Origin of the sequence: Mesorhizobium sp. Primo-A, from assembly GCF_003997175.1 — a bacterium.
GTDB lineage: Bacteria > Pseudomonadota > Alphaproteobacteria > Rhizobiales > Rhizobiaceae > Mesorhizobium > Mesorhizobium ciceri.
Genome location: NZ_RZTG01000002.1, coordinates 424,572 through 446,797, shown reverse-complemented (window position 1 = coordinate 446,797; position 22,226 = coordinate 424,572). Strand labels below are relative to the sequence as shown.

Here is a 22,226-nt window from a genome sequence, read left to right as displayed (position 1 = left end):
AACTGGACGATTATGAGCGGCTGCGCGCTGTTTTCAAGCGGCAAAGCCAGTGCGCCGCCTCCCGTGGTTGAAACGCTCAGGTCTTCTGCGAATTGGGCTGGGCGCCGTTGTCCTTGTCCATATCCCTGACGATGCCCATGAAGCCGCGCAGGAAGCGCTCCATGTAGCCCATCGTCTTGTTGAAATCCTCTTCGCTCGGCAGTTTCGATTCGAGGCGGGCGGAGAGCGAATTCTCGAGCTTGGTGACGCGCTCGTCCATCGCCTTCATCGAGGTCTGCAAGCGGTCGACCTCGTCCTGGAAAGCGGCGCGTTCGTCGGCCGCCATCTTGCAGACGAGCTGGCCGGAGCGTTCGTCGCAGATCGACATGGCGCCGGTCTGGGTGTCCATGCGGATATAGCCGGTGGCCGACTTTTCCAGCCGGTAGCGGTCGGTTTCTTCCGAATAAGCTGAAGCCGCGACCAGCGAAACGAGCGCGGCGGGGATCAAGATGTGCTGCAGACGCATGTTGTCCTCCATGGCAAAGGCCTCAGATATCGCATGTTTGCGCCGGAAATGGGGAAGACCCTTGGCGTGGCCTTTCCCGAATGGCTGGTTCGGAATCTTTTGAAGCAATTCCCAAGGGAAAGCGCTATGCGCTTTTCCCGGGAAAACCGTTTCACACTTTTCCTGGAACTGCTCTATAGCGCAACCATGTCTCAGATTATCTACAAGATAACCCCGCAGGCGCTTTGGCGCGAGGCCGAAACGCATGGCCGCTTCACCGGCGCGCCGATTGATGTCGCAGACGGCTTCATCCACTTCTCCACGGCGGCGCAGGTCAAGGAAACGGCGGCAAAGCACTTTGCCGGCCAGACCGACCTTCTGCTGGTCGCCATCGACGGCGCCAGCCTGGGTGCTGCGCTGAGATACGAGGTCTCGCGCGGCGGTGCGCTGTTTCCGCATCTTTATGGTCCGCTCGGCCTCAAGGCTGTGCTGTGGGTCCGGCCACTGCCGCTTGGCTCCGATGGTGTGCACCAGTTCCCGGCACTGGAGGGGCAATGAGCGTGCTCGACCGGCTCGGCCAGAAGCTGCTGTTCGCCTTCGATCCGGAAACCGCGCATGGCCTGTCGATCGCGGCCTTGCGATGCGGCGTTCCGGTTGGTGCACCAGCGATCCGCGACCACAGGCTGACGGTCAGCATCTGCGGCCTCGATTTTCCCAATCCGCTCGGCATGGCGGCCGGCTATGACAAGAACGCCGAAGTGCCCGACGCGCTGCTTGGCCTGGGCTTCGGCTTTGCCGAGGTCGGCACGATCACGCCGCTGGCGCAGGCCGGCAATCCGAAGCCGCGCATTTTCCGGCTGACGGCCGACGATGCGGTGATCAACCGATTGGGCTTCAACAATGAAGGCCATGCGGCGGCCGAAAAGCGCCTTGCCGCGCGCAAGGGGCGTGGCGGCATCGTCGGCGTCAACATCGGCGCCAACAAGGACAGCAGCGACCGCATCGGCGACTATGAGCGCGGCGTCGCCCGGTTTGCGCAATACGCCAGCTATCTGACCGTCAACATCTCCTCGCCCAACACGCCGGGCCTGCGCAACATGCAGGCGCGTGAGCAGCTTGGCGAGCTCTTGTCGCGGGTCATGGCAGCGCGCGCCGCGGCAAGCGCCCAGCCGCCGGTGTTCCTGAAGATCGCGCCGGATCTGGTCGAGGCAGAGCTGGAGGACATCGCCGCCGAAGTCACGGAAAAGCGGGTGGACGGCGTCATCGTCTCCAACACCACCATCTCCCGACCGCCACTGCGCAGCGGCGACACCGCGCGCGAGAGCGGGGGGCTCTCCGGCAAGCCGCTGTTCGAGCGTTCGACCATCGTGCTGGCGAAGATGCGCAAACTGCTCGGGCCGGAGCTTGCCATCGTCGGCGTCGGCGGCGTCGATTCCGCCGATACGGCGCTGGACAAGATCCGTGCGGGTGCCGATCTGGTGCAGCTCTACACCGGCATGATCTATGCCGGGCCTTCGCTGCCAGGCCGTATTCTTTCCGGAATGGCCCGTTTCGTCGAAAAAGAACGGCTGAAGTCGATTTGCGAGTTGCGCGACAGCCGCCTCGACTTCTGGGCGTCCAGGCAACTCTGAACTGCTCTCAGGAGCGCAGGTCGCGGCTGACGGCCCGCTCGCAGATGGTGCAACGAACTCGGGTCAAAGGGTTCCTTCGGAGCTTTCGCCGGGCGTTGGCTGACGGCGCATCAAACAAAAAACCCGCCAGTGCGGCGGGTCATTGGCGCAAATCAGCACCATGGGCAAAAATCTACCACAGCTGAGGTCACCGAGTCAAGAAAAAATTCCTATCGCGAAGCTGCCGCTCAGTGTCCTGGACGGCGCAGGGCCTTCCGGGGGACACCGTCTAAAACGCCGTCCGCACCCTGAGCCGCAGGATCGTCAGCAGGCTGAAGCCTCGCACCAGCAGGAAGACGTGCAGCGCCGCCCAAAGTCCAGTGTTGCCGAAGGCCGGCGCAAGGGTCAGCAGCGCGGCCGCGAAAACCAGGAACGACAGCAGCATCATGTTGCGCATGTCGCGGGACCAGGTCGCGCCGATGAAGACGCCATCCATCTGGAACGCCAGCACACCGCTCAGCGCCGTGAATGCCGCCCATGGCAGGTAGATGTCGGCCACCGAACGGACGTCCTCCGATGTCGTCACGAGAGCGACCAGATTGGCGCCACCAGACAGCATTACCAGCGTCGCGGCTCCCGCCAGCCCGAAACCCCAGAACAGCGTCAGCCGCACGGCCTGGCGGAACGGTGCGGCGGCACGTGCGCCGACGGCACGGCCCGCCAGCTGTTCGGCGGCGGTGGCAAAGCCATCGAGGAAATAGCCGGCGACGAGGAAGAAATTCATCAGCACGGCGTTGGCGGCCAGCGTCACCGTGCCGAACTGCGCGCCCTGGCGGGTGAACAATGCAAAGGCGGCGAGCAGCGAGAACGAACGGATCATGATGTCGCGGTTGAGCGACAGCATGCGCAGGAAGGCGGTCATGTCGAGCAGGCGATGGCGCGGCAAGGGCGGGGCCGCGCGAAACCGGCGGATCACGATGGCCAGGCCGAGCAGCATGGCCAGGAACTCACCGGTGACGGTCGCCCAGGCAACGCCGGCGACGCCCCAGCCAAGTTCCAGCCCAAGCAGGAAGCACAGCGCGATGTTGATGCCGTTCAGCACCAATTGCAGCACCAGTCCAAGCCCGCCCTCGCCCCGCCCCAGCACGTAGCCGAGGATGGCGTAGTTGATCAGCGAAAAGGGGGCTGCAAGCAGCCTGATCCTGATGTAGACGCCCATCGCCTCGCTGACGCGCGGTTCGGCGCCCATGAATTTTTGCCCGGCGATGGCGACCAGCGGCGCAAGGGCAGCGAGCACGATGCCGGCGATAACCGCGATCAGCACGGCGCGCCAGAACACCGCCTGTTCCTCCAGGGCATCGCCACGCCCGAACGCCTGTGCGACAAGGCCGGTGGTGCCCGAGCGCAGGAAATTGAAAGAGGTGAAGACGACGTCGAAGATCAATGCGCCGGCCGCCAGGCCGCCAAGCAAGGCGGCATCGCCGAACTGGCCGACGACAGCCGTGTCGACCAGGCCGAGCATCGGCGTCGTCAGATAGGCTAGCGTCATCGGCACCGCGATGGCGAGCACGGAGCGGTTGGTGACGACAAATGATCCGGAGTGAATCGGCGATCCCGAGAGGATCGGGGATCCGGCGTCGGCTGGGGTTGCACCTTTGTCCAAGGATTGCTGCCTTGCTGATTGCGGCTTGATGGAACCGTCGATGTGCCCCATTTTCCGGCCACCGCGCAATCACCTATCCCTTGACGGCCAACCGAAATCCCGGTCTGGCGTGAGCCAGCCGGATACGAGTTCATGCCTCTGCAGATCGTCCATCATCCCGACTACGACGCCGGCTTCGCCGTCAACCATCGCTTTCCGATGAGCAAATATCCCCTGCTGATGGAGGCGCTGCGGACACGCGGCCTCGCCGGCCCCGAGGCGCTCAGCACCGCCGAACCGGCGCCGGCTTCATGGCTGGAGCTTGCCCATGCGGCGGACTATGTCGACCAGGTCGTCAACTGCCGCGTGCCCGAAAAGATCGAACGCGAGATCGGTTTTCCGATCGGCCCCCGCGTCTCGCTGCGCGCGCAGCTTGCCACCGGCGGCACGGTGCTGGCGGCGCGGCTGGCCTTGCGCCACGGTATCGCCTGCAACACTGCCGGCGGCAGCCACCATGCGCGGCGCGCGCAAGGCGCGGGCTTCTGCACCTTCAACGATGTCGCCGTCGCCGCATTGGTGCTGCTGGCCGAAGGCGCGGCACGAAACATCCTGGTCGTCGATCTCGACGTGCACCAGGGCGACGGCACGGCGGATATTCTCGCCGATGACCCGCGCGTGTTCACCTTTTCCATGCATGGCGACCGCAACTACCCCGTGCGCAAGATCGCCTCCGACCTCGATGTCGCGCTGCCCGATGGCACGGGTGACGCTGCCTATCTCGAGAGGCTCGCCGCCATCCTGCCGGAGCTGTCCGCCCAGGCGCATTGGGACATCGTGTTCTACAATGCCGGCGTCGACGTCCATGCAGATGACCGGCTTGGCAGGCTGTCGCTGTCGGATGACGGTCTGCGCGCCCGTGACGACATGGTCATCAGCCATTTTCGCGCGCAGGGCGTTCCGGTCTGCGGCGTCATCGGCGGTGGCTATTCCACCGATGTGCCCGCCCTTGCCGCGCGCCACGCCATCCTGTTCGAGGTCGCCGCAGGCTACGCCCGGTAGTTCTTCAAGCATGATCTCGGGACAAACGGTTTCCGTTTGTCCGAGAAAACCGGTTCCCACTTTTCGGGATCATGCTCTACTTCCGGTAGTTGGCAAGCCTGAGCAGGATGAAGGCCGGCACGACGATAGCCGCGCCCAGCAGGATATAGCCGAGGAAGCGGTCGATGGCGTGGAAGCCGAGATTCCACAGGTCCATGAAGAACTTCCGGATGCCGTAGAGCACATCCATCGGCGACCAGCCGAAGGCATTCATGACCAGGCCGACGAGGAAAGACACCACCAGCAGTTTCAGGATCACCTTGAGCGGCGAGTCGCCAAGAAAGCGCGTCAGTGCGGACAAGGCTCGTCTCCCGATTGAGGCACCCAGGCTCGAGGGCGTCGGCCAGACATACGCACTTGGCTTGTCCGCTTCAAGCCGGGAGTTTTGCGGGATGCCAACGGCCTGCACCGCGCGATTGCATGGCAGGCTTGTGCTGCCAAACGGACTAAACCCGCGCCAGACTGTTAAATTTGCGTAAACAACATCGCTTTAATTTATTGAAAACAAAGCGAAAAACCTTCATTTTTCGATTTCCCGCAATGTGCGTGCAATTTTCGCCTGCGAGACGGTCGGCGTCTTTCAGGCGATTGGCCGCGCGGGCGATCTGACCCCCTACCACAACTGGCGAAAGCCAGTCCCAGGACCGCGCAACCATCCCTGAAAGACACCAAATCGGAGCCCGACCGCCTCAACGGTCGAGTTCTTCGGGAAACCTGCGCATCGATTGCCGGATGCGCGCGTGTGTTGGAGTAATGCAGTGTTCTCTCAAGCAAAGATCATCCTGACGGCAAGTGCCCTTGCCATGTACCTCCTGGGGCCGGCGATGGCCGCCGACCTTTCGCCCGCCTACAATGATCCCCCCGCGTTCCAGTGGAGCGGCGCCTATGTCGGCGTGCATGGCGGCACGGCGTTCACCGGGATGCCGAACCCGTTTGCCGGCAGGAATGGTCTCAGCGGCGGCGTTCAGGCCGGCTACAACCAGCAGATGGGTCCAGCGGTTCTCGGTGCCGAGATCGAGGGCTCCTATCTGGGCGGCGCCGAGCACGACGTCCGGGGCGGCAAGATCAAGGAAAAATGGCGCGGTGCCGCCAAGGCCAAGGCCGGCTTGAGCTTCGACCAGACGCTGCTGTTTGGAACCGGCGGCGTCGCCATGACCAAATTCGACAAGGGCGACAAGGTGAACGATATCGACGGATGGAAACTCGGCTATCTGGTCGGCGGCGGCATCGAGCAGGGTTTTGCCGGCGGCCTCTCGGCCAAGGTCGAATATGACTATGTGCGCACCCCAGGCGTCGAAACGACGTCCGCCCTGGGCAAATCCAAGGCGACGATCGGCAGCCATGAACTGAAGGCCGGCATCAACTACCGGTTCTAGGGCAGGCCATGGGTTCCGTTGAACCTGTTCTGTATTCTGCTTGAACGACCTTGCGCGGCGCCCGGATGCAACGGGGCCGCGCGATTGCTTTGCCTCCATCCGCACCGTCATCGACGCATGTCGGCAGACCGCATTTGGGTGCCAGGTCCTGCGTAATGCCGATGCAATCTTCACGTCCTAAAGCGCGTCGCATCGAAACGGATCATGCGGCCCGCTTCAGGTTTTGTTTTGTGCATGTCGTTGTCCCAAAACCGGGACCGCTTTTGGGCGACATGCATTCGGTGCCGCGGATGACCTTGATGACGGGAATCGGATATGTCCAAACGCAGCGCAAACCATCTGGTGTGGATCTCCAAGGCGTTCTTCATCGCGATCGTGCTGGTGCTGACGGGATGCGCCTCCGACATCATGAAGAACTACATCGGGCAACCGGTCGAATCGGTCATTCTGGACTACGGGCCGCCGACCGCCGTCGTTGATCTCGGCCGGGGCGAGCGGGCCTATCAGTGGCGGAAAATATCCACCAATGCGGTTTCCGGAAGCTCCAGCGGCGAAGTTCGCCACACAAAACACGGAACCGTCTACGAAGAAACCGAAACGCCTGGCTATATCGAGCGCCAGGAATGCTTCTATACGTTCTATGCCCGCGCCTCGGGCGGCAGATGGTTCATCACCAATTTTCGTCAACCGAAGCTGGAATGCGAATGAATTGCCACAGCGTGCCGGCTGCCTGTGACGGAGAGTGCGCATGCGCATCCTGCTGATCGAGGACGAGCCGGAAATGGCCTCGGTGCTGAAGACCGCGCTCGAGCGCCAGGACATCATCGTCGACCATGCCGCGACACTGGCGGATGCCGAAGCCGTGGCGCGGCTCGGCCACCATGACGCGGTGGTGCTGGACCGCCGGCTGCCGGATGGCGATGGCCTCAGCCTGATCCCGCGCCTGCGGGCCTTGCATCTGGACGTGCCGGTGATCGCGTTGACGGCGCTCAGCGGGCTCGACGATCGCGTGGCGGGGCTCGACGCCGGCGCCGACGACTACATGGTCAAGCCGTTCGCCACGGTGGAACTGGTCGCCAGGCTCAATGCCTTGCACCGGCGTTCGTTCACCACGCGTGCCAATCAGGTGATGGTCGGCCGCCTCACCTATGATTTCCGCCATCGCGAGGCGCTTGTCGAGGACCAGGCGCTGGAACTGCCGCGGCGCGAGCGGCTGGTGCTCGAAACGCTCATCCGCAGGCCGGGGCGGACGATCATGCGCGGGGCGCTGGAAGAAGCCGTCTATGCTCTCGACGACGAGATCGGCTCCAATGCATTGGATGCGCACATTTCGCGGCTGCGTCGCAAGCTCGACGACGTCGCTGCCGGCATCGAGATCAGGGCGATCCGCAACCTCGGTTATCTCTTGCGGGCCGCCTCGTGAAGAAGTCGCGCACGCGATCGCTGCAATGGGTGCTGGTGCGGCGGATGATCCTGTTGCAGGCGGCGACGCTTCTTGTCTTCATCGTGCTGTGCGCGGCCGCGCTGTGGATCGCCGATCCACGGCTTCTTGTCGACAACGAGGCTGCCGTCGCCACCCTCAAGGATGCCGTCGATCGTGACGGCAACGGCAGATTGATCGTCCATGAGACCGATGGATTGCGTTCGTTTCGTAAGGGGTTCCCCAATGTCTGGTACATCATCCGCGACAACAACGGCCAGAGCATCCGCTTCGGCAGCATACCCGACGTCTACACCAGGAATTTTGGCGATCTGCTGGGCCAGGCCGATCACGCCACCATCGGATTTTCCGAAGATGATTTGAGGCCGGAGGCCTACCTCGAAAAAGTTTCGACCAAGGCTGGCACGGTTCAGATCATTGCCGCGACGCGATCGTCGCGGGAAGAGACCGACGGCCTCGAAGTCACCATTTCGGCCACCATCGACGTCGCCAAGAACCCGGACGGCAGCAGGAACTGGGAGAAGGCGCTTCCCGCTCTCGCGGCCATCATCGTCATCCTGCTGCTGCCGATCGTCCTCGTCATGGGAGCCACGACCCTGGTGACGACGCCAGCCGTCGTGCGCCGGTCGTTTGCCGGCCTCGTCGACACCGTCCAGCAGGCCGCGCGCATCGACATCGGCACCCGTGCGATGCAGCTGCCGGTCAAGAATGTGCCGCAGGAGATCGCGCCGCTGGTGCATGCCTTCAACCAGACGCTGGCGCGCCTCGCCCAGGGCTATGACCGGCACAACCGCTTCCTCACCGACGCGGCGCACGAACTGCGCACGCCGATCGCCATCCTGCGCACGCGCGCCGAATTGCTGAAGCAGGAACCGCAAAGCGCGCGCCTGCTGCATGACATCGAGCGCCTGTCGCATCTTGCGCAACAGCTGCTCGACCACCAGCTGCTCGACCGCCCGGCGGACCAGCGCCAGATCATAGACCTCTGCGATCTTGTCGGCCGGGTCGCCGCCGACTTCGCCCCGCTCGCCATCGAAGCAGGCTACGATCTTGCCTTCGAGCCGCCAGCCAACAAGGTCCATGTCGAGATCAACGTGCTGCAGATCGAGCGGGCGCTGGCAAATCTCGTGCGCAATGCCATCGATCATGGCGGCGGTTCCGGCACGATCACCATAGCGATCGATGAAAACGGCGGCGTCGAAATCCGCGACGAAGGCCCAGGCATTCCAGCCGATGAGCACGAGAACGTTTTCGAGCCCTTCTACCGACTGCGGCCGCAATCGCGCGGCGCGGGCCTGGGATTGAACCTTGCCCGGCAGATCGCACTGCTGCACGATGGCTCCATCCGGATATTGGCCGGCTCCTGGCAAGGCGCCCGCATCCGCATGGAGTTGCCGGTTCGGGCGGTGGCCGCGTGCGGCAGAAATGATGGCCGGCCCACGGTTGCGGCCGATCCCGCTGGCTTATCTGTTTTCTAACCAATTGCCGCTATTCCCAATCGGATAGCGGGAGCAAGGCTTTGGTGGAGACGGAGAGAAACACCGCGCGACGCGGCGTCATGCTGTCGGTGGTCATCCCATGCTACAACGAGCTGGATGGCGTGGCCGAACTGCATCGGCGGGTAACGGCCGCATGCCTTGGGCAAGGCCCTTCCTACGAGATCGTCCTTGTCGTCGATGGCGCGACCGACGGTACGCGCGAGGCCATTCTGCAGCTGGCCGAAAAGGACGACCATATCGTCGCCATCGACCTTGCCCGCAATTACGGCCACCAGATCGCGTTGAGCGCCGGGCTCGAATTCTGTCGCGGCCAGCGCATTCTCATTCTCGATGCCGACCTGCAGGATCCGCCTGAACTGCTCGGCGCGATGATGACGAAGATGAACGAAGGCTTCGATGTGGTTTACGGCCAGAGGCTGACGCGCGATGGCGAAAGCTGGTTCAAGCTCGCCTCCGCATCCATGTTCTATCGCTTGCTGCGCCGGATGGTCGACGTCGACATAGCCCCGAATACCGGTGATTTCCGACTGATGAACCGTCGCGCGCTCGACCATCTGAACGCGATGCCAGAACGTTACAGGTTCATTCGCGGCATGGTGAGCTGGATCGGGCTGAGACAGGTGGCTTTCCCCTATGAGCGGCACCGCCGCTTTGCCGGCACCACCCACTATCCGCTGAAGAAAATGCTTCTTCTGGCGGTCGACGCCATGACCAGCTTCTCCATCGTGCCCTTGCGGTTCGCCTCGCTGCTCGGAATGATGTTCGGGCTTCTGGGGCTGGTCGTGCTCGGCTACACGCTGCTCGAATGGTCGGTCGGAAACGTGTTGCCCGGCTGGACCAGCCTCGCCGCGATCGTGCTGATCCTCGGCAGCGTCCAGCTTATGGTGCTTGGAATCTTCGGCGAGTATCTCGGGCGCATGTACATGGAGACAAAGCGGCGGCCGCTCTACTTCGTCAACGAGATCGTTTCGCGCAGCCAGGCGGTGGAGGACGGCGAATTGCCGGTCCATCGCCTGCAGGAGATGGCAAAGAGGGCCGCACGTGCTTGAGGCGGAATTCGACCAGTTTGCGCGGGAATATCAGGAGCAGCATGCCGCAAGCATAAGGCTGAGCGGCGAAAACCCGGATTTCTTCGCCAGGTACAAGATCGACGACGTCGCCGCGACGCTGCGGCGGGCCGGTGTCAAACCGCGACGAATACTGGATTTCGGCGCCGGCGTCGGCAATTCGCTCGGCCATATGCGCAACGCGTTTCCCGACGCGGAGATCACCTTGCTCGATCCTTCGCGGGAATCGCTCGACATCGCCAGCAAGCGCTTTCCCGGCCAGGCCGCCTTCACGCATTTCGACGGCAAGACAATTCCCTTTGCCGACGGCAGCTTCGACCTGGCCTTCGCGGCCTGCGTCTTCCACCATATCCCCGAGAACCTGCAGATCGGACTGTTCGCCGAGATCGGCAGGGTGCTGGCCTATGGCGGCAGCTTCTTCGTCTTCGAACACAATCCTTGGAACCCGCTGACCACGCACGCGGTGAGGAACTGTGCCTTCGACGAAAACGCGGTTTTGATAAATTCGCGCGAGATGCGCGGGCGCATGGCCGAGGCGGGCCTTGCCAATACGAGGATCGTCTACCGGATTTTCTTTCCTCGGATGCTTGCGAGACTGAGGCCGTTCGAGCGCTTCCTCACCAAGGTACCTGTCGGAGCCCAATATTTTGCGCATGTGGTCAAGCCTGCCGTTTGACTTCCCGAGGATGCTGCGATTTGGCGCCGTCGGTCTGTTGAACACGGCGCTGGGATACGCGGTCATTCTGGCCGGGCTTGCGCTGGGTCTGGGCGACATCCTTGCCAACGCCACGGGCTATGCCGCCGGCCTTGTCCTCGGCTTCTTCCTCAACCGCCAATGGACCTTCAGCAGAGCCGATGGCTTCAAGCCCGGGACCGCGCTGCGCTATGGGGGTGTCTTTCTGGTCGCCTACAGCATCAATCTGGCCGTCGTAATCGCCGCCCGTTCAGCAGGCATCGTCGAAAACCCGCTGGTCCACCTCGCGGGAATCTGCGTCTATTCGGTTGTTTTCTATCTTGGCTCGGCTCGCTTCGTGTTTGTGGGGCGTGGGGACGACAGCACCGACCGCACAGTTCGGGTGGCCGACAAGCCTCGGCGGCAGCCCGCCAATCCAACACCTTGAACACCCAACTGTCACCGGAACCGATTAGAGGCGGCGCAGCATGAACGACGCTCAGGCCAGTGCGGCGGCCGCGACATACAACGAGCGGAGCAGGCTGATCTTCTGCCTGCTCGCGGCCTTGGCGATGGCGGGTGCGTTGGGTGCCCAGGCAGGCGCCACCCTGCAGGATCCCGACAGCTGGTGGCAAGTGAAGGTCGGTCTGGATTTCCTGACTAACCGGACATTTCCGACCGTCGATCCCTATTCCTACACGTTTGCCGGCCAGCCCTGGATTGCCAAGGAATGGCTGGGGCAGGTCCTGCTGGCTCTTGCCTACCGGGCGGGCGGCTGGAACGGGGTCGTCAACGCGATCATCGCCTCGATCTCCCTGACGGTTTTCCTGATGGGGTGGTTTCTCAGCGCATGGCTGAAGCCGATCCTGGCGATTACACTGGCGTTCGCCGCGGTGTTCCTGATCAACCCGATCTTCACGGCGCGTCCGCATGTCTTCACCTTCCCGATCATCGTCATCTGGACAGCGGTCCTCTTCGGTGCGGCAAGGGAAGAACGGGCGCCGCCCTGGTGGCTGCTTGTGCTGGTCGTATTATGGGCGAACCTGCACGCCACCTTCACCTTGAGCTTCGTCATCGCGGCTTTCGCCGGTCTCGATCTGCTGGCGCGCACGGGCCTGTCGAAACCGTCCCTGCTGGCGAAGTGGATCGCGTTCGGCCTGCTTTGCCCGCTGGTGAGCCTGATCCACCCCTACGGCGTCCAGGCCATCCTCGCGACGCTCGCCGTGGCCTACGGCAATGAGGCGGTGTCGCTGATCATGGAATGGAAACCGTTCAGTCAGCCGGACAGTCCTGTCCAGGAAGCGGCGATGCTGCTGGCGCTTTTCGGGCTTCTGGTGTCCCGGTTGCGAATTGGCTGGGCCAAGGCGTTGTTCGTCGTCTTCACCCTGCATGTCTATCTCGCCCATGTGCGCTTCATGTATCTGTTCTTCCTGCTGATTCCGCTGGTGATGGCGGCCGAGGTCGCACAGCAATATCACTCGCTTTCAGCCACCGCATGGCTGGCCGAAAAGCGCGACGGGCTGGAGAGATTCTTAGCCAGACGGTTCTACGCCATCTGCGGCACGGCAGCCGTTCTGCTGATCGGCGGGATCGCCGTGCTCGGCAGCGCCTATCAGGTCGCGCCGAGCCCGAAGACATCGGCCAGCGGGGCGCTGGCCTTCGCGCAAAGCCATCATCTGTCCGGCAATGTGTTGAATTCCTACAATTTCGGCGGCACGCTGATTTTCCATGGGTTCAAGACCTATATCGACGGACGGACGGACCAGCTGTTCCTGGGCGGCTTCACAAAGAGCGACAACGACACCGGACGCGGAGACGGCAAGCCGCTCCTCGAAGCCCGCCTGAAGAAATACGCAATAGATTGGGCGCTGCTGTCGGCCGACGACAGCCGGATTCCCTTCTTCGACCAGTTGGGCTGGAAACGGGCCTACTCGGACGATTACGCGGTAATCTATCTGCCCGGCGCCTGATCCTGTGCGTTCCTGGCGGATTTCGCGACAGCCAATATATGCCTTGACACCCATGTTGCAGCGCAGCAAAATTGCTGCCTGAGGGTAAGCCTGTGAGACCGACGAGCCGGGATTTTCAGCACGACCGAAGGCATCGCCGCATGAGCGTGTCGGGTGCGGCCGCACGGATCATGGTGGTCGCGCGCGAGCCGGCCGGATGAACTACCGGCGCGACATCGACGGCCTGCGGGCCGTTGCGGTGCTGCCCGTCGTGCTCTTCCATTTCGGCGTGTCCGCCATTCCTGGCGGCTTCACCGGTGTCGACATCTTCTTCGTCATATCGGGCTATCTGATCAGCGGCAGCCTGCTCGATGATCTTGAGCGGGGCCAGTTCTCGATCGGCCGCTTCTACTGGCGCCGCGCCCGGCGCATCCTGCCGGCGCTGACCTTCGTCATCCTGCTCTCGAGCATTGCCGCCTGGTTCATCCTTCTGCCTTCGGATCTCCACGAATTCAGCCTTAGCGTGATCGCCGCCGCGACCTTCTGGTCGAATATCTATTTCTGGAGAACGATGAACTATTTCTCCATCGACGCAGAACTGCGGCCGCTCCTGCACACATGGTCGCTTTCGGTGGAAGAGCAGTATTATATCTTCGCGCCGATCCTGCTTTATCTGATCCACCGATACGTCTCGAAGCGCTGGCTGACGGTACTTCTGCCGATGGCCGTCGGCAGCTTTGCCCTGGCAGTCATAGCAACCTCGCTGGCACCGACGGCAGGCTTCTATCTCTTGCCGACGCGCATATGGGAGCTGGCGCTGGGCGCCATGCTGATGTTGCGGAAGCCTCCGGTCCTAGCCGGTCGGCTGGCGGTGGAACTGATCGGCCTCGCCGGCTTTGCCCTGATTGCGTTTGGCTTTGTGATGATTTCGGACAGCGATCCGTTTCCCGGCTACAATGCCCTATTCCCCTGCATCGGAACAGCACTGCTGATCTATGCTGGCCAGGATAACGCGGACAGGCCGGCACCTGTCGCCACTCGCGTGCTTCGGTTGGCGCCGCTGGTCTGGGTCGGCCTGATTTCCTATTCGCTTTACCTCGTCCACTGGCCAATCAACTCGTTCGTCCATTATCTCTCGCTGAAGACCGTCGGTGTGCCAACGATTGTCGCGATGACGGTGGCCAGTTTCGCCCTGGCGGCATTCTCCTGGAAATATGTCGAGCAGCCCTTCCGCCAGAAACGAGCCTATACCGCACCGCTGCCTATCTTCGCTTTTTCGGCGACGGCCATCGCGCTGCTGTGCGCCGGTGGTTTGGCCGGTGCACTGGGCAACGGTTTCCCGCAACGGTTCCCGGACTTCTCGACCGAACGTATCCGGGTCGGCGACTGGCGCAACGGCATCTGCTTCAACGAAAACGGGACCCGCATCGAAGACTGGAATCTCGCCGACTGCACCCGTACAACGGGCTTTGCCACCAATGTGCTGCTGTGGGGCGATTCTTTCGCTGCCCATTATGTATCGGGACTTGAGCCCAACGCCCAGAAAATCCAGGCCAATGTCATCCAATACACCTATGCCGGCTGTCCGCCCGACCTGACCTATTTTTCCTATGCTCGGCCCGCCTGCACCCGCTTCAACGAACGGGCCTTGTCGATCATTCGCGACGCAAACATCCAGGCGGTGATCCTGAGCGGCCGATGGACCGACTACCAGGCCAGGGGCTTCGCCGGCCTGCAGAAGACGATCGACCGGCTTCGCGAGATGGGGGTCAAGGTCTATACCGTCGGCCAGTCTCCGGAATTCATCGCCGACGTCCAGAAGATCGCTTTCTTGGTGAAGCGGGAGCATGCCGGAACCACATCCTGGCCTATGGCTATGGATCCGGGCATCAACGCACGGGTTCTGCCGTTCACCAAAGGGGCCGATTTCATAGATCCGCTGACGTATCTGTGCGACTCGGCCGGTTGTTCATACGCCGACGCCAAGACCAATGAATTTCTCTACTTCGACTATGGCCACTTCTCTTCCGCCGGCGCGACGCTGGCCATCTCGAAATACTGGCCAAGTTTCGCCACCAGCGACAAGGCCGCGAAGGCAAACCGGCAATTCACGGCCGCAGGCGCGCCGTGATCCGCAGCACGACGGCGTCGTGCCGAAACGGACCGCTTTGCGATTGCCCGAAGGCCAACCCTCATGCTAACGAGGGCGCACGCGGGTATGATGTAATGGTAGCTTGTCAGCTTCCCAAGCTGAACGCGCGGGTTCGATTCCCGCTACCCGCTCCAGCCTAAGGCGTCAGAACCATTTCAGCGCCTGCCTGTTCGTCGAACACAACCGAGCAGCCTCTCGCCAGCGCCACCGTTGCGAGGGCGTTTGCCGCCGCGTCATCCGATGAAACGAAGTCGCCGGTCAACACCCGCAATTCTTCCACGCCTTCAGCCATGGACACGAAATTGCCGACCGATCGATCGTGCTTGCAGGCCTCGATCACGCAAAGCAGGTCGATGATTTCGAAGCTGCGCATGTTCAGCCTCCAGAAGAAATCGTCCCTTGCAAGATCATGAACGCATCGGCGGGAAATAATGTTCCCAGTTCGCTTTCGCTGGCCTCGGCCTGGCGGCGCTTTCGCCGGAGAAGCTTACCTGATCCAGCCATCATCCCACTTCCCTCAGAATGAAGTCGTGCAGCATCTTGGCGGCCGGCGACAGCGCGCGATTCCTCACCGTGATCAGGCTGTAGGGCCTGACCTCGATGTCGAATTCGGTCTGGACGACGTCGATGGCGCCGGCCAGCCCGTCAGGGTTCTGGATGAATTTCGCCACCTGGACAGAGACCGGTGCGATGGCATCGGATTGCGCGACCATGACCAGGGTCAGGAGCAGCGAACTGGTGTTCAGGATACGGTCCGGCAAAGCGATGTTGCGGTTGAGGAAGTTGCTCTCCATCGCCTGGCGCAAGGGCGAGCCGCCCGACTGGAAGACCCAGTCATAGGCGGCGGTGTCTTCCAGCCGCACCACGCTGCCCCTGGTGAGCGGGTGGCCACGGCGCACGATCAGGCAGGCTTTCTCGACGCCGATGACGCGCGACTCGAACAGCCGCGGATTGAGGTCGTCCGGGATGCGCGCGATGATGAAGTCATGGCGCGTGGCGATCAGCTCGCGTGCCAGCACATTGGAGGTCTCGACCTGCATGGTGATCTCGATGCGCGGATAGATGCGGCGGATTTCACGAATTGCCGGCACCGCCAGCTCGATTGCCGGCGCGGTCACGGCACCCAGGAAAACCGAACCACCCTTGCCCGCCTTGAGCTCGGAAATCTCGCGGTCGACCTCGCGCATCTCCAGCAGGATCGAGCGCGCGCGCCTGGCCAAAGCCTTGCCGTATGGCGTCAAGGTGATGCCGCGCGGCAGCCTCTCGCACAGCTTGACCTCCAGCACCGCCTCCATCTCCGCGATCATGCGCGAGGCCGCCGGCTGCGAAATGTTCAGAACCTGGGCTGCCGCGCTGACCCGGCCATGGTCGTCGAGCGCGACGATCATGCGCATGTGACGCAGACTGAGACCGCTGCGCAGCAGGGTTTCGCCATCGCCCGGTGCTTCTCTGTAACCATCTGAAGCTGTTGTCGGATTCGCTGGCCGCGCCATCGCTTTCCCTGCCTTCTGCTCGTGTACGACCGACATCGGGGTCAGCCCGTCACGTCGCAATACATATACCAACCATGATATAGCAACCATCAAAGATCGCATTTGACAGTTATGGCAAAGACCCACACCCTCCGCGCGTTCCAAGACGTGACGGTCGCCGACGAGAAAAATCGTATCGATTGAATCAGCGTCTCGGGGCCATGGGAGGATACCGGAGATCGATATGACGGCAGCGGTGCCTTGGCGCTTCTGCACGATTGCGCGGCCCGCGACCCCCGGGGTGCCGCGTCCATCAAACAGGGAGAGTTAAAGTGAAAATCATCAAGACACTGGCCGCCGTCGCGGCCCTTGGCATCGCTGCCATGACCTACTCGGCGCACGCAGCCGACAAGGGTCTCGTCGGCGTGCTGATGCCGACCAAGACCTCGCAGCGCTGGATCAATGACGGCGATGCCGTCAAGTCCCAGCTCGAGGCTCTCGGCTACACCGTCGACCTGCAATACGCGCAGGACGACATCCCCAACCAGCTCAGCCAGCTGGAAAACGAAATCACCAAAGGCCCGAAGGCGCTGATCATCGCTTCTATCGACGGCACCACCCTGTCGGATGCTCTGCAGAAGGCCGCTGACGCGGGCGTCGTCGTCGTCGCCTATGACCGCCTGATCAAGAAGACCGCCAATGTCGACTACTACACCACCTTCGACAATTTCGGCGTCGGCGTGATCCAGGCGAATTCGCTGGTCAAGGGCCTCAAGGAACGCTTCCCGAACACCAAGCCGTGGAACGTCGAACTGTTCGGCGGCTCGCCCGACGACAACAACGCCTTCTTCTTCTACAATGGCGCCATCTCCGTCCTGCAGCCGCTGATCGACGACGGCTCGATCAAGATCAAGTCCGGCCAGACCGGCATGGACAAGGTCGGCACGCTGCGTTGGCTCGCCGCCACCGCCCAGGCACGCATGGACAATCTGCTGTCGGCCAACTATTCGGATGGCAGCCGCGTCGATGGCGTTCTTTCGCCCTATGACGGCCTGTCGCGCGGCATCACCGCCTCGCTGCGCGCCGTCGGCTACGGCACCGAGGCTCAGCCTTGGCCAATCGTGACCGGTCAGGACGCTGAGACCGCTTCGGTCAAGCTGATCATCTCGGGCGAGCAGTACTCGACCGTGTTCAAGGACACCCGCGAACTGGCCAAGGCCACCGTCGAGCTCGTCGACAAGGTGCTCTCGGGCGGCAAGCCGGACGGACTCGATGAAAAGACCTACAACAACGACGTCAAGGTCGTTCCCTCGATCCTGTTGACGCCGCATGAAGTCGACAAGTCGAACTACCAGGCGCTGGTCGTCGACTCCGGCTACATCAAGGCCGACGAACTGAAGTAATCCCGGTTACAAAGTCAGGGGGTCCTGCGCAACGCAGGGCCCCTTTTCGTTCACCAGCGAGCCCGGTATTGTCACCGACCTCGCCGGCAATATTTGCCGAGCTCTCAAGGAGCGGTAGTCCCCATGGCCCCGACGATTTTGGAGATGCGCGACATCACCAAGACGTTTCCCGGCGTGAAGGCGCTGTCGAACGTCAATCTCAGCGTCGAGGAAGGCGAGATCCACGCCGTGGTCGGCGAAAACGGCGCCGGCAAGTCGACGCTGATGAAGGTGCTGTCGGGCGTCTATCCCTCCGGCACCTATGACGGCCAGATCATCTTCCAAGGCCAGGAATGCCAGTTCAAGGGCATCCAGGACAGCGAACACAAGGGTATCGTCATCATCCACCAGGAGCTAGCGCTGGTGCCGATGCTGTCGATCGCCGAAAACATCTTCCTCGGCAACGAGCACGCGAAATTCGGCGTCATCGACTGGGACGCCAACGAGGAGCGCACCAGTGCGCTGTTGAAGAAGGTGGGCCTTAAGGAGGACCCCAAGACGCTGATCACCAATATCGGCGTCGGCAAGCAGCAGCTGGTCGAGATCGCCAAGGCGCTGAGCAAGGAGGTCAAGCTCCTGATCCTCGATGAGCCTACGGCATCGCTCAGCGAAAAGGACAGCCAGGCGCTGCTTGACCTGCTGCTCGAATTCAAGCGGCAAGGCATGACCTCGATCCTGATCTCGCACAAGCTCAACGAGATCAACCGGGTCGCCGACAAGGTGACGGTGATCCGTGACGGGCGCACCATCGAGACGCTGGCCAAGAAGGACATCTCCGAAGACCGCATCATCACCTCGATGGTCGGTCGTTCCCTCGACGACCGCTATCCGCCGCGCGAGCCTGATATCGGCGAGATCGTGTTCGAGGTGAAGAACTGGTCGGTCTATCACCCGCTCCATGCCGAGCGGCAGGTGATCAAGGGTATCGACATCAATGTGCGCGAGGGCGAAGTGGTGGGCATTGCCGGGCTGATGGGCGCCGGCCGCACCGAATTCGCCATGAGCCTGTTCGGCCGCTCCTACGGCCGCCGCATCACAGGCGAGGTGCTGCTCAAGGGCAAGCCGATCGATGTGTCCTCGGTAAGCAAGGCGGTCCAACACGGCATCGCCTACGTCACCGAGGATCGCAAGACCTACGGGCTCAACCTCATCGACCATATCAAGCACAACATCACGCTGGCCAATCTCGGCGGCGTGGCCCGCCACAGCGTGATCGACGACATGCGCGAGCTCGCCGTTGCCAACGACTATCGCAAGAAGACCAATATCCGCGCTTCCAGCGTCTATCAGTTGACCGGCAATCTTTCCGGCGGCAACCAGCAGAAGGTGGTGCTGTCGAAATGGCTGTTCGCCGACCCGGACGTGCTGATCCTCGACGAGCCGACACGCGGCATCGATGTCGGCGCCAAGTACGAAATCTACACGATCATCGCGCGACTCGCCTCGGAGGGTAAGGCGATCGTGGTCATCTCGTCGGAAATGCCGGAATTGCTCGGCATCACCGACCGCATCTACGTCATGAACGAAGGGCGCATCGTGGGCGAAATGCCCGCCGCGGAAGCAAGCCAGGAAAAAATAATGCGCGCCATCGTTCGTGGAGAAGGAAAAGCAGCATGAGCACCGAAAGCGCCCCCGCCCCGCACGGCAATGTCGCCGAAGAGCAGCGCGCACGCATCGCCGTCTCGGCGCTGGCCACGAACCTGCGCGAATACGGCCTGATCATCGCGCTGATCGTCATCATGCTGTTTTTCCAGTTCACCACGTCGGGAACGCTGTTCAAGCCGGTGAACCTGAGCAACCTGGTGCAGCAGAACTCGTTCATCATCGTGATGGCGCTGGGCATGCTGCTGGTGATCGTTTCCGGCTATATCGACCTCAGCGTCGGATCGGTCGCCGGTTTCATCGGCGCGCTGGCGGCAAACATGATGGTCATCTGGCAACTTGGACCGCTCAGCAATCCGCTGGTGGTTTCGATCATCTGCCTCGTCGTGGGCGGCCTGATCGGGGCGGCGCAAGGCTACTGGATCGCCTATCACAGAATACCGAGCTTCATCGTGACACTGGCCGGCATGCTGATCTTCCGCGGCATCTGCCAGGCGCTGCTGGGCGGCGGATCCTCGGTCGGTCCGCTTCCCGACGACTTCAAAATGCTCAGCTCGGGCTTCATCCCGGATGTCATCGGCCCGCTGACGCTGATCCCGCCGACGGTGAACGCGGCCGGCAAGACCATCATGGGCAGCGGCCTGACGCTGCACATGACGACGATCGTGCTGGGCCTGATCGCCGTGCTGGCCTATGCCTATTTCGGGGTGAGGACGCGTCGCAAGCGCGAACGCCATGGCTATGAGGCCGAGCCCTTTGCCCTGTTCGTCGTCAAGACGCTGGTCGCCAGCGCCCTGGCGCTGTTCCTGGTCTATGAGTTCGCCAGCTACAGAGGCCTGCCGGTCGTGCTGCTCGTCATGGGCGTGCTGATCTCGCTGTTCGTCTTCGTCACCAAGCGCATGACCATCGGCCGCCGTATCTACGCCATGGGCGGCAATGCCAAGGCCGCGCAGCTGTCAGGCATCAACACCGAGCGGCTGACGCTGATGGTGTTCATCAATATGGGCGTGCTGTCGGCGCTCGGCGGCCTGATCATCGCGGCGCGACTGGGACAGGCGGTGCCGGCCGCGGGCCTCGGCAGCGAGCTCGACGTCATCGCCGCCGTCTTCATCGGCGGCGCCTCGGCGATGGGCGGCGTCGGTCAGGTCATCGGCGCGGTGGTCGGCGGCTTCATCATGGGCGTGATGAACAACGGCATGTCGATCATGGGCGTCAATGTCGACTGGCAGCAGGTGGTCAAAGGCCTGGTGCTGCTCGGCGCCGTGATCTTCGACGTCTACAACAAGAACAAGGCTTGAACGGACTTAAGAGCAATTCCAGGAAAAGTGTGAAACGGTTTTCCGCCCGGAATTGCGCCAAGACAATGAGTTAGAGCGGTTCGCCGTTTCCGTGAAACGGTGAACTGCTCTGATCGAGGAAAGCAGGAGGCATACGATCGCGACGCTGCCGGCAACCCGCCGGTAACAGAAGTCCCTGAGGGACCAGGCCCGCGAGCGCAATCCGAACTGAGAATTTAAACCGTGGCATGGACGAGGTCCCGGCCGCGCTGAGCAAGGTTTGCCGTTTTGGCAGCCCTGCCAAGGCAAATGAGAGAGGATTCATCATGCTGATCTCCCAGATCCTTGACGACGCCGAGACCATCCGCGTCGTCGCCCGCAATGGCGGCAAGACCCGGATCATCAATGGCGCCCGCAGCGTCTATTCGCTGGCGATGGAGGCCGCCCGCACCGGCGTCGGCCTCGTCGCGCTGATCGAACGCAAGGGGCTTGGCGAGACGGTCGATCTCGAGGCCGCTTACAAGAAGGGGCGGCTGCTGTCGCCGATCAATCACCCCGATCCGGCGCATCTGCACCTGACCGGCACCGGGCTGACGCATCTCGGCTCCGCCGCGACGCGCGATTCCATGCACAAGAAGCTGAGCGCCGACGGCGAGGAGCAGCTCACCGATTCCATGAAGATGTTCCGCATGGGGCTGGAGGGCGGCAAGCCGGCGAAAGGCCAGATCGGCGTGCAGCCGGAATGGTTCTACAAAGGCAACGGCACGATGGCGGTGGCACCAGGCGCCGCACTCCTGTCACCGGCCTTTGCCAAGGACGCCGGCGAAGAGCCCGAGGTCGCCGGCATCTACGTCATCGGCGACGACGGCGCACCTTTCCGCGTCGGCTTCACGCTGTCGAACGAGTTTTCCGACCACGTCACCGAGCGCGTGAACTATCTGTTCCTCGCGCATTCCAAGCTGCGCAACGCCTCGTTCGGGCCGGAGATCCTGATCGGCGACCTGCCGTCCGACATCCGCGGCACCTCGCGCATCGTGCGCGACAGCGAGGTGCTGTGGGAAAAGCCGTTCCTGTCCGGCGAAGCGAACATGTCGCACACCATCGCCAATCTCGAACATCATCATTTCAAATACGCGGCCTTCCGCCAGCCGGGTGACGTGCATGTGCACATGTTCGGCACGGCGACGCTGTCCTTCGCCGACGGCATCACGACCGAGGCCGGCGATGTCTTCGAGATCGAGGCCGGGGATTTCGGCCTGCCGCTGCGCAACCCGCTCGAGATCGAGCAGCCGGTGAAGGTGGCTGTGAAGGCGCTTTGAGAGCGCGCCTTTTCCTTCTCCCCAAGTGGGAGGTGGATCGGCGCGTTAGCGCCGAGACGGATGAGGGGTGTTCCAGCGGAGTGAAACGTTGGCGTTCCCTGGAACACCCCTCATCCGTCGCCT

General features: G+C 62.5%; 21 protein-coding genes and 1 tRNA gene. 17 read left to right on the top strand and 5 right to left on the bottom strand.

Going from position 1 to position 22,226, the window contains the following annotated elements; all coding sequences use genetic code 11:
* Positions 1-76: 76 nt before the first annotated feature.
* A complete protein-coding gene (locus EOC83_RS04890; RefSeq protein WP_013533615.1) occupies positions 77-505 on the bottom strand; it encodes a hypothetical protein in 429 nt (142 codons plus the stop codon).
* Positions 506-691: 186 nt separating this feature from the next.
* Between EOC83_RS04890 and EOC83_RS04885 the strand changes: the two genes are divergently transcribed.
* Complete coding sequence (locus EOC83_RS04885) at positions 692-1,042, top strand: DUF952 domain-containing protein (protein ID WP_024503140.1); 351 nt, start codon at positions 692-694, stop codon at positions 1,040-1,042.
* Positions 1,039-2,115, top strand: coding sequence for a quinone-dependent dihydroorotate dehydrogenase (locus EOC83_RS04880; protein ID WP_063170027.1), 1,077 nt, complete (start codon positions 1,039-1,041; stop codon positions 2,113-2,115). Before EOC83_RS04885 ends, EOC83_RS04880 begins: the two co-directional genes overlap by 4 nt.
* A gap of 268 nt (positions 2,116-2,383) precedes the next feature.
* On the opposite strand, the gene EOC83_RS04875 is transcribed toward EOC83_RS04880, so the two are convergent.
* Positions 2,384-3,757 carry an MATE family efflux transporter gene (locus EOC83_RS04875; protein WP_082826726.1) on the bottom strand — a complete coding sequence of 458 codons (1,374 nt, stop codon included), beginning with the start codon at positions 3,755-3,757 and terminating at the stop codon, positions 2,384-2,386.
* Between the two features lie 132 nt (positions 3,758-3,889).
* Between EOC83_RS04875 and EOC83_RS04870 the strand changes: the two genes are divergently transcribed.
* The gene (locus tag EOC83_RS04870; protein ID WP_063170026.1) at positions 3,890-4,795 is read left to right on the top strand and encodes a histone deacetylase; all 906 of its coding nucleotides are present in this window, start codon (positions 3,890-3,892) and stop codon (positions 4,793-4,795) included.
* 76 nt (positions 4,796-4,871) lie between these two features.
* On the opposite strand, the gene EOC83_RS04865 is transcribed toward EOC83_RS04870, so the two are convergent.
* A complete protein-coding gene (locus EOC83_RS04865) occupies positions 4,872-5,135 on the bottom strand; it encodes a DUF6460 domain-containing protein (RefSeq protein ID WP_013533620.1) in 264 nt (87 codons plus the stop codon).
* A gap of 457 nt (positions 5,136-5,592) precedes the next feature.
* On the opposite strand from EOC83_RS04865, the gene EOC83_RS04860 reads away from it, so the two are divergent.
* The 10 genes from EOC83_RS04860 (at position 5,593) to EOC83_RS04815 (ending at position 15,125) form a co-directional block, all read left to right on the top strand.
* Positions 5,593-6,210, top strand: coding sequence for an outer membrane protein (locus EOC83_RS04860; RefSeq protein ID WP_082826646.1), 618 nt, complete (start codon positions 5,593-5,595; stop codon positions 6,208-6,210).
* A 315-nt stretch (positions 6,211-6,525) separates the two neighbouring features.
* Positions 6,526-6,918: a hypothetical protein gene (locus tag EOC83_RS04855; RefSeq protein WP_013533622.1), complete on the top strand. Its 393-nt coding sequence runs from the start codon at positions 6,526-6,528 to the stop codon at positions 6,916-6,918.
* Positions 6,919-6,958: 40 nt separating this feature from the next.
* Positions 6,959-7,633 carry a response regulator transcription factor gene (locus EOC83_RS04850; protein WP_013533623.1) on the top strand — a complete coding sequence of 225 codons (675 nt, stop codon included), beginning with the start codon at positions 6,959-6,961 and terminating at the stop codon, positions 7,631-7,633.
* Positions 7,630-9,129 (top strand): HAMP domain-containing sensor histidine kinase, encoded by a 1,500-nt coding sequence (locus tag EOC83_RS04845; protein ID WP_063170024.1) that lies wholly within the window; start codon positions 7,630-7,632, stop codon positions 9,127-9,129. Before EOC83_RS04850 ends, EOC83_RS04845 begins: the two co-directional genes overlap by 4 nt.
* Positions 9,130-9,209: 80 nt before the next feature.
* Positions 9,210-10,199 (top strand): glycosyltransferase family 2 protein, encoded by a 990-nt coding sequence (locus tag EOC83_RS04840; RefSeq protein WP_181172679.1) that lies wholly within the window; start codon positions 9,210-9,212, stop codon positions 10,197-10,199.
* Positions 10,192-10,893, top strand: coding sequence for a class I SAM-dependent methyltransferase (locus EOC83_RS04835; protein WP_063170022.1), 702 nt, complete (start codon positions 10,192-10,194; stop codon positions 10,891-10,893). Before EOC83_RS04840 ends, EOC83_RS04835 begins: the two co-directional genes overlap by 8 nt.
* Positions 10,871-11,338, top strand: coding sequence for a GtrA family protein (locus EOC83_RS04830; protein ID WP_063170021.1), 468 nt, complete (start codon positions 10,871-10,873; stop codon positions 11,336-11,338). Before EOC83_RS04835 ends, EOC83_RS04830 begins: the two co-directional genes overlap by 23 nt.
* A 40-nt stretch (positions 11,339-11,378) precedes the next feature.
* A complete protein-coding gene (locus EOC83_RS04825; RefSeq protein WP_063170020.1) occupies positions 11,379-12,860 on the top strand; it encodes a hypothetical protein in 1,482 nt (493 codons plus the stop codon).
* Between the two features lie 196 nt (positions 12,861-13,056).
* A complete protein-coding gene (locus EOC83_RS04820) occupies positions 13,057-14,970 on the top strand; it encodes an acyltransferase family protein (protein WP_063170019.1) in 1,914 nt (637 codons plus the stop codon).
* A gap of 81 nt (positions 14,971-15,051) precedes the next feature.
* A tRNA-Gly gene (locus tag EOC83_RS04815) sits at positions 15,052-15,125 on the top strand.
* A gap of 2 nt (positions 15,126-15,127) precedes the next feature.
* Here the strand turns inward: EOC83_RS04815 and EOC83_RS04810 are convergent.
* Together EOC83_RS04810 and EOC83_RS04805 are read right to left on the bottom strand one after the other, a co-directional pair.
* A complete protein-coding gene (locus EOC83_RS04810) occupies positions 15,128-15,364 on the bottom strand; it encodes a hypothetical protein (RefSeq protein ID WP_024503153.1) in 237 nt (78 codons plus the stop codon).
* Positions 15,365-15,494: 130 nt separating this feature from the next.
* Positions 15,495-16,484: a LysR family transcriptional regulator gene (locus EOC83_RS04805; protein WP_027161714.1), complete on the bottom strand. Its 990-nt coding sequence runs from the start codon at positions 16,482-16,484 to the stop codon at positions 15,495-15,497.
* 311 nt (positions 16,485-16,795) lie between these two features.
* Here EOC83_RS04805 and chvE point away from each other — a divergent pair, with 311 nt between their 5' ends.
* The 4 genes from chvE (at position 16,796) to araD1 (ending at position 22,103) form a co-directional block, all read left to right on the top strand.
* Positions 16,796-17,866, top strand: coding sequence for a multiple monosaccharide ABC transporter substrate-binding protein (gene chvE / locus EOC83_RS04800; RefSeq protein WP_027161715.1), 1,071 nt, complete (start codon positions 16,796-16,798; stop codon positions 17,864-17,866).
* Positions 17,867-17,989: 123 nt separating this feature from the next.
* Entirely contained in the window at positions 17,990-19,522 is a 1,533-nt protein-coding gene (gene mmsA / locus EOC83_RS04795; protein WP_063170018.1) for a multiple monosaccharide ABC transporter ATP-binding protein, read from the top strand.
* Positions 19,519-20,805, top strand: coding sequence for a multiple monosaccharide ABC transporter permease (gene mmsB, locus EOC83_RS04790; RefSeq protein ID WP_063170017.1), 1,287 nt, complete (start codon positions 19,519-19,521; stop codon positions 20,803-20,805). The genes mmsA and mmsB overlap by 4 nt, the downstream gene beginning before the upstream one ends.
* 305 nt (positions 20,806-21,110) lie before the next feature.
* Positions 21,111-22,103 carry an AraD1 family protein gene (araD1, locus tag EOC83_RS04780; RefSeq protein ID WP_013533635.1) on the top strand — a complete coding sequence of 331 codons (993 nt, stop codon included), beginning with the start codon at positions 21,111-21,113 and terminating at the stop codon, positions 22,101-22,103.
* Positions 22,104-22,226: the final 123 nt, after the last annotated feature.

Excerpts from the sequence above, each read along its gene's own strand:
- EOC83_RS04840 (WP_181172679.1), top strand. The coding sequence starts at position 9,210 with ATGCTGTCGGTGGTCATCCCATGCTACAACGAGCTGGATGGCGTGGCC.
- EOC83_RS04880 (WP_063170027.1), top strand. The coding sequence starts at position 1,039 with ATGAGCGTGCTCGACCGGCTCGGCCAGAAGCTGCTGTTCGCCTTCGAT.
- mmsA (WP_063170018.1), top strand. The coding sequence starts at position 17,990 with ATGGCCCCGACGATTTTGGAGATGCGCGACATCACCAAGACGTTTCCC.
- EOC83_RS04810 (WP_024503153.1), bottom strand. The coding sequence starts at position 15,364 with ATGCGCAGCTTCGAAATCATCGACCTGCTTTGCGTGATCGAGGCCTGC.
- EOC83_RS04820 (WP_063170019.1), top strand. The coding sequence starts at position 13,057 with ATGAACTACCGGCGCGACATCGACGGCCTGCGGGCCGTTGCGGTGCTG.
- EOC83_RS04825 (WP_063170020.1), top strand. The coding sequence starts at position 11,379 with ATGAACGACGCTCAGGCCAGTGCGGCGGCCGCGACATACAACGAGCGG.
- EOC83_RS04830 (WP_063170021.1), top strand. The coding sequence starts at position 10,871 with ATGTGGTCAAGCCTGCCGTTTGACTTCCCGAGGATGCTGCGATTTGGC.
- mmsB (WP_063170017.1), top strand. The coding sequence starts at position 19,519 with ATGAGCACCGAAAGCGCCCCCGCCCCGCACGGCAATGTCGCCGAAGAG.
- EOC83_RS04805 (WP_027161714.1), bottom strand. The coding sequence starts at position 16,484 with ATGGCGCGGCCAGCGAATCCGACAACAGCTTCAGATGGTTACAGAGAA.
- EOC83_RS04855 (WP_013533622.1), top strand. The coding sequence starts at position 6,526 with ATGTCCAAACGCAGCGCAAACCATCTGGTGTGGATCTCCAAGGCGTTC.
- EOC83_RS04890 (WP_013533615.1), bottom strand. The coding sequence starts at position 505 with ATGCGTCTGCAGCACATCTTGATCCCCGCCGCGCTCGTTTCGCTGGTC.
- araD1 (WP_013533635.1), top strand. The coding sequence starts at position 21,111 with ATGCTGATCTCCCAGATCCTTGACGACGCCGAGACCATCCGCGTCGTC.
- EOC83_RS04885 (WP_024503140.1), top strand. The coding sequence starts at position 692 with ATGTCTCAGATTATCTACAAGATAACCCCGCAGGCGCTTTGGCGCGAG.
- EOC83_RS04850 (WP_013533623.1), top strand. The coding sequence starts at position 6,959 with ATGCGCATCCTGCTGATCGAGGACGAGCCGGAAATGGCCTCGGTGCTG.
- EOC83_RS04870 (WP_063170026.1), top strand. The coding sequence starts at position 3,890 with ATGCCTCTGCAGATCGTCCATCATCCCGACTACGACGCCGGCTTCGCC.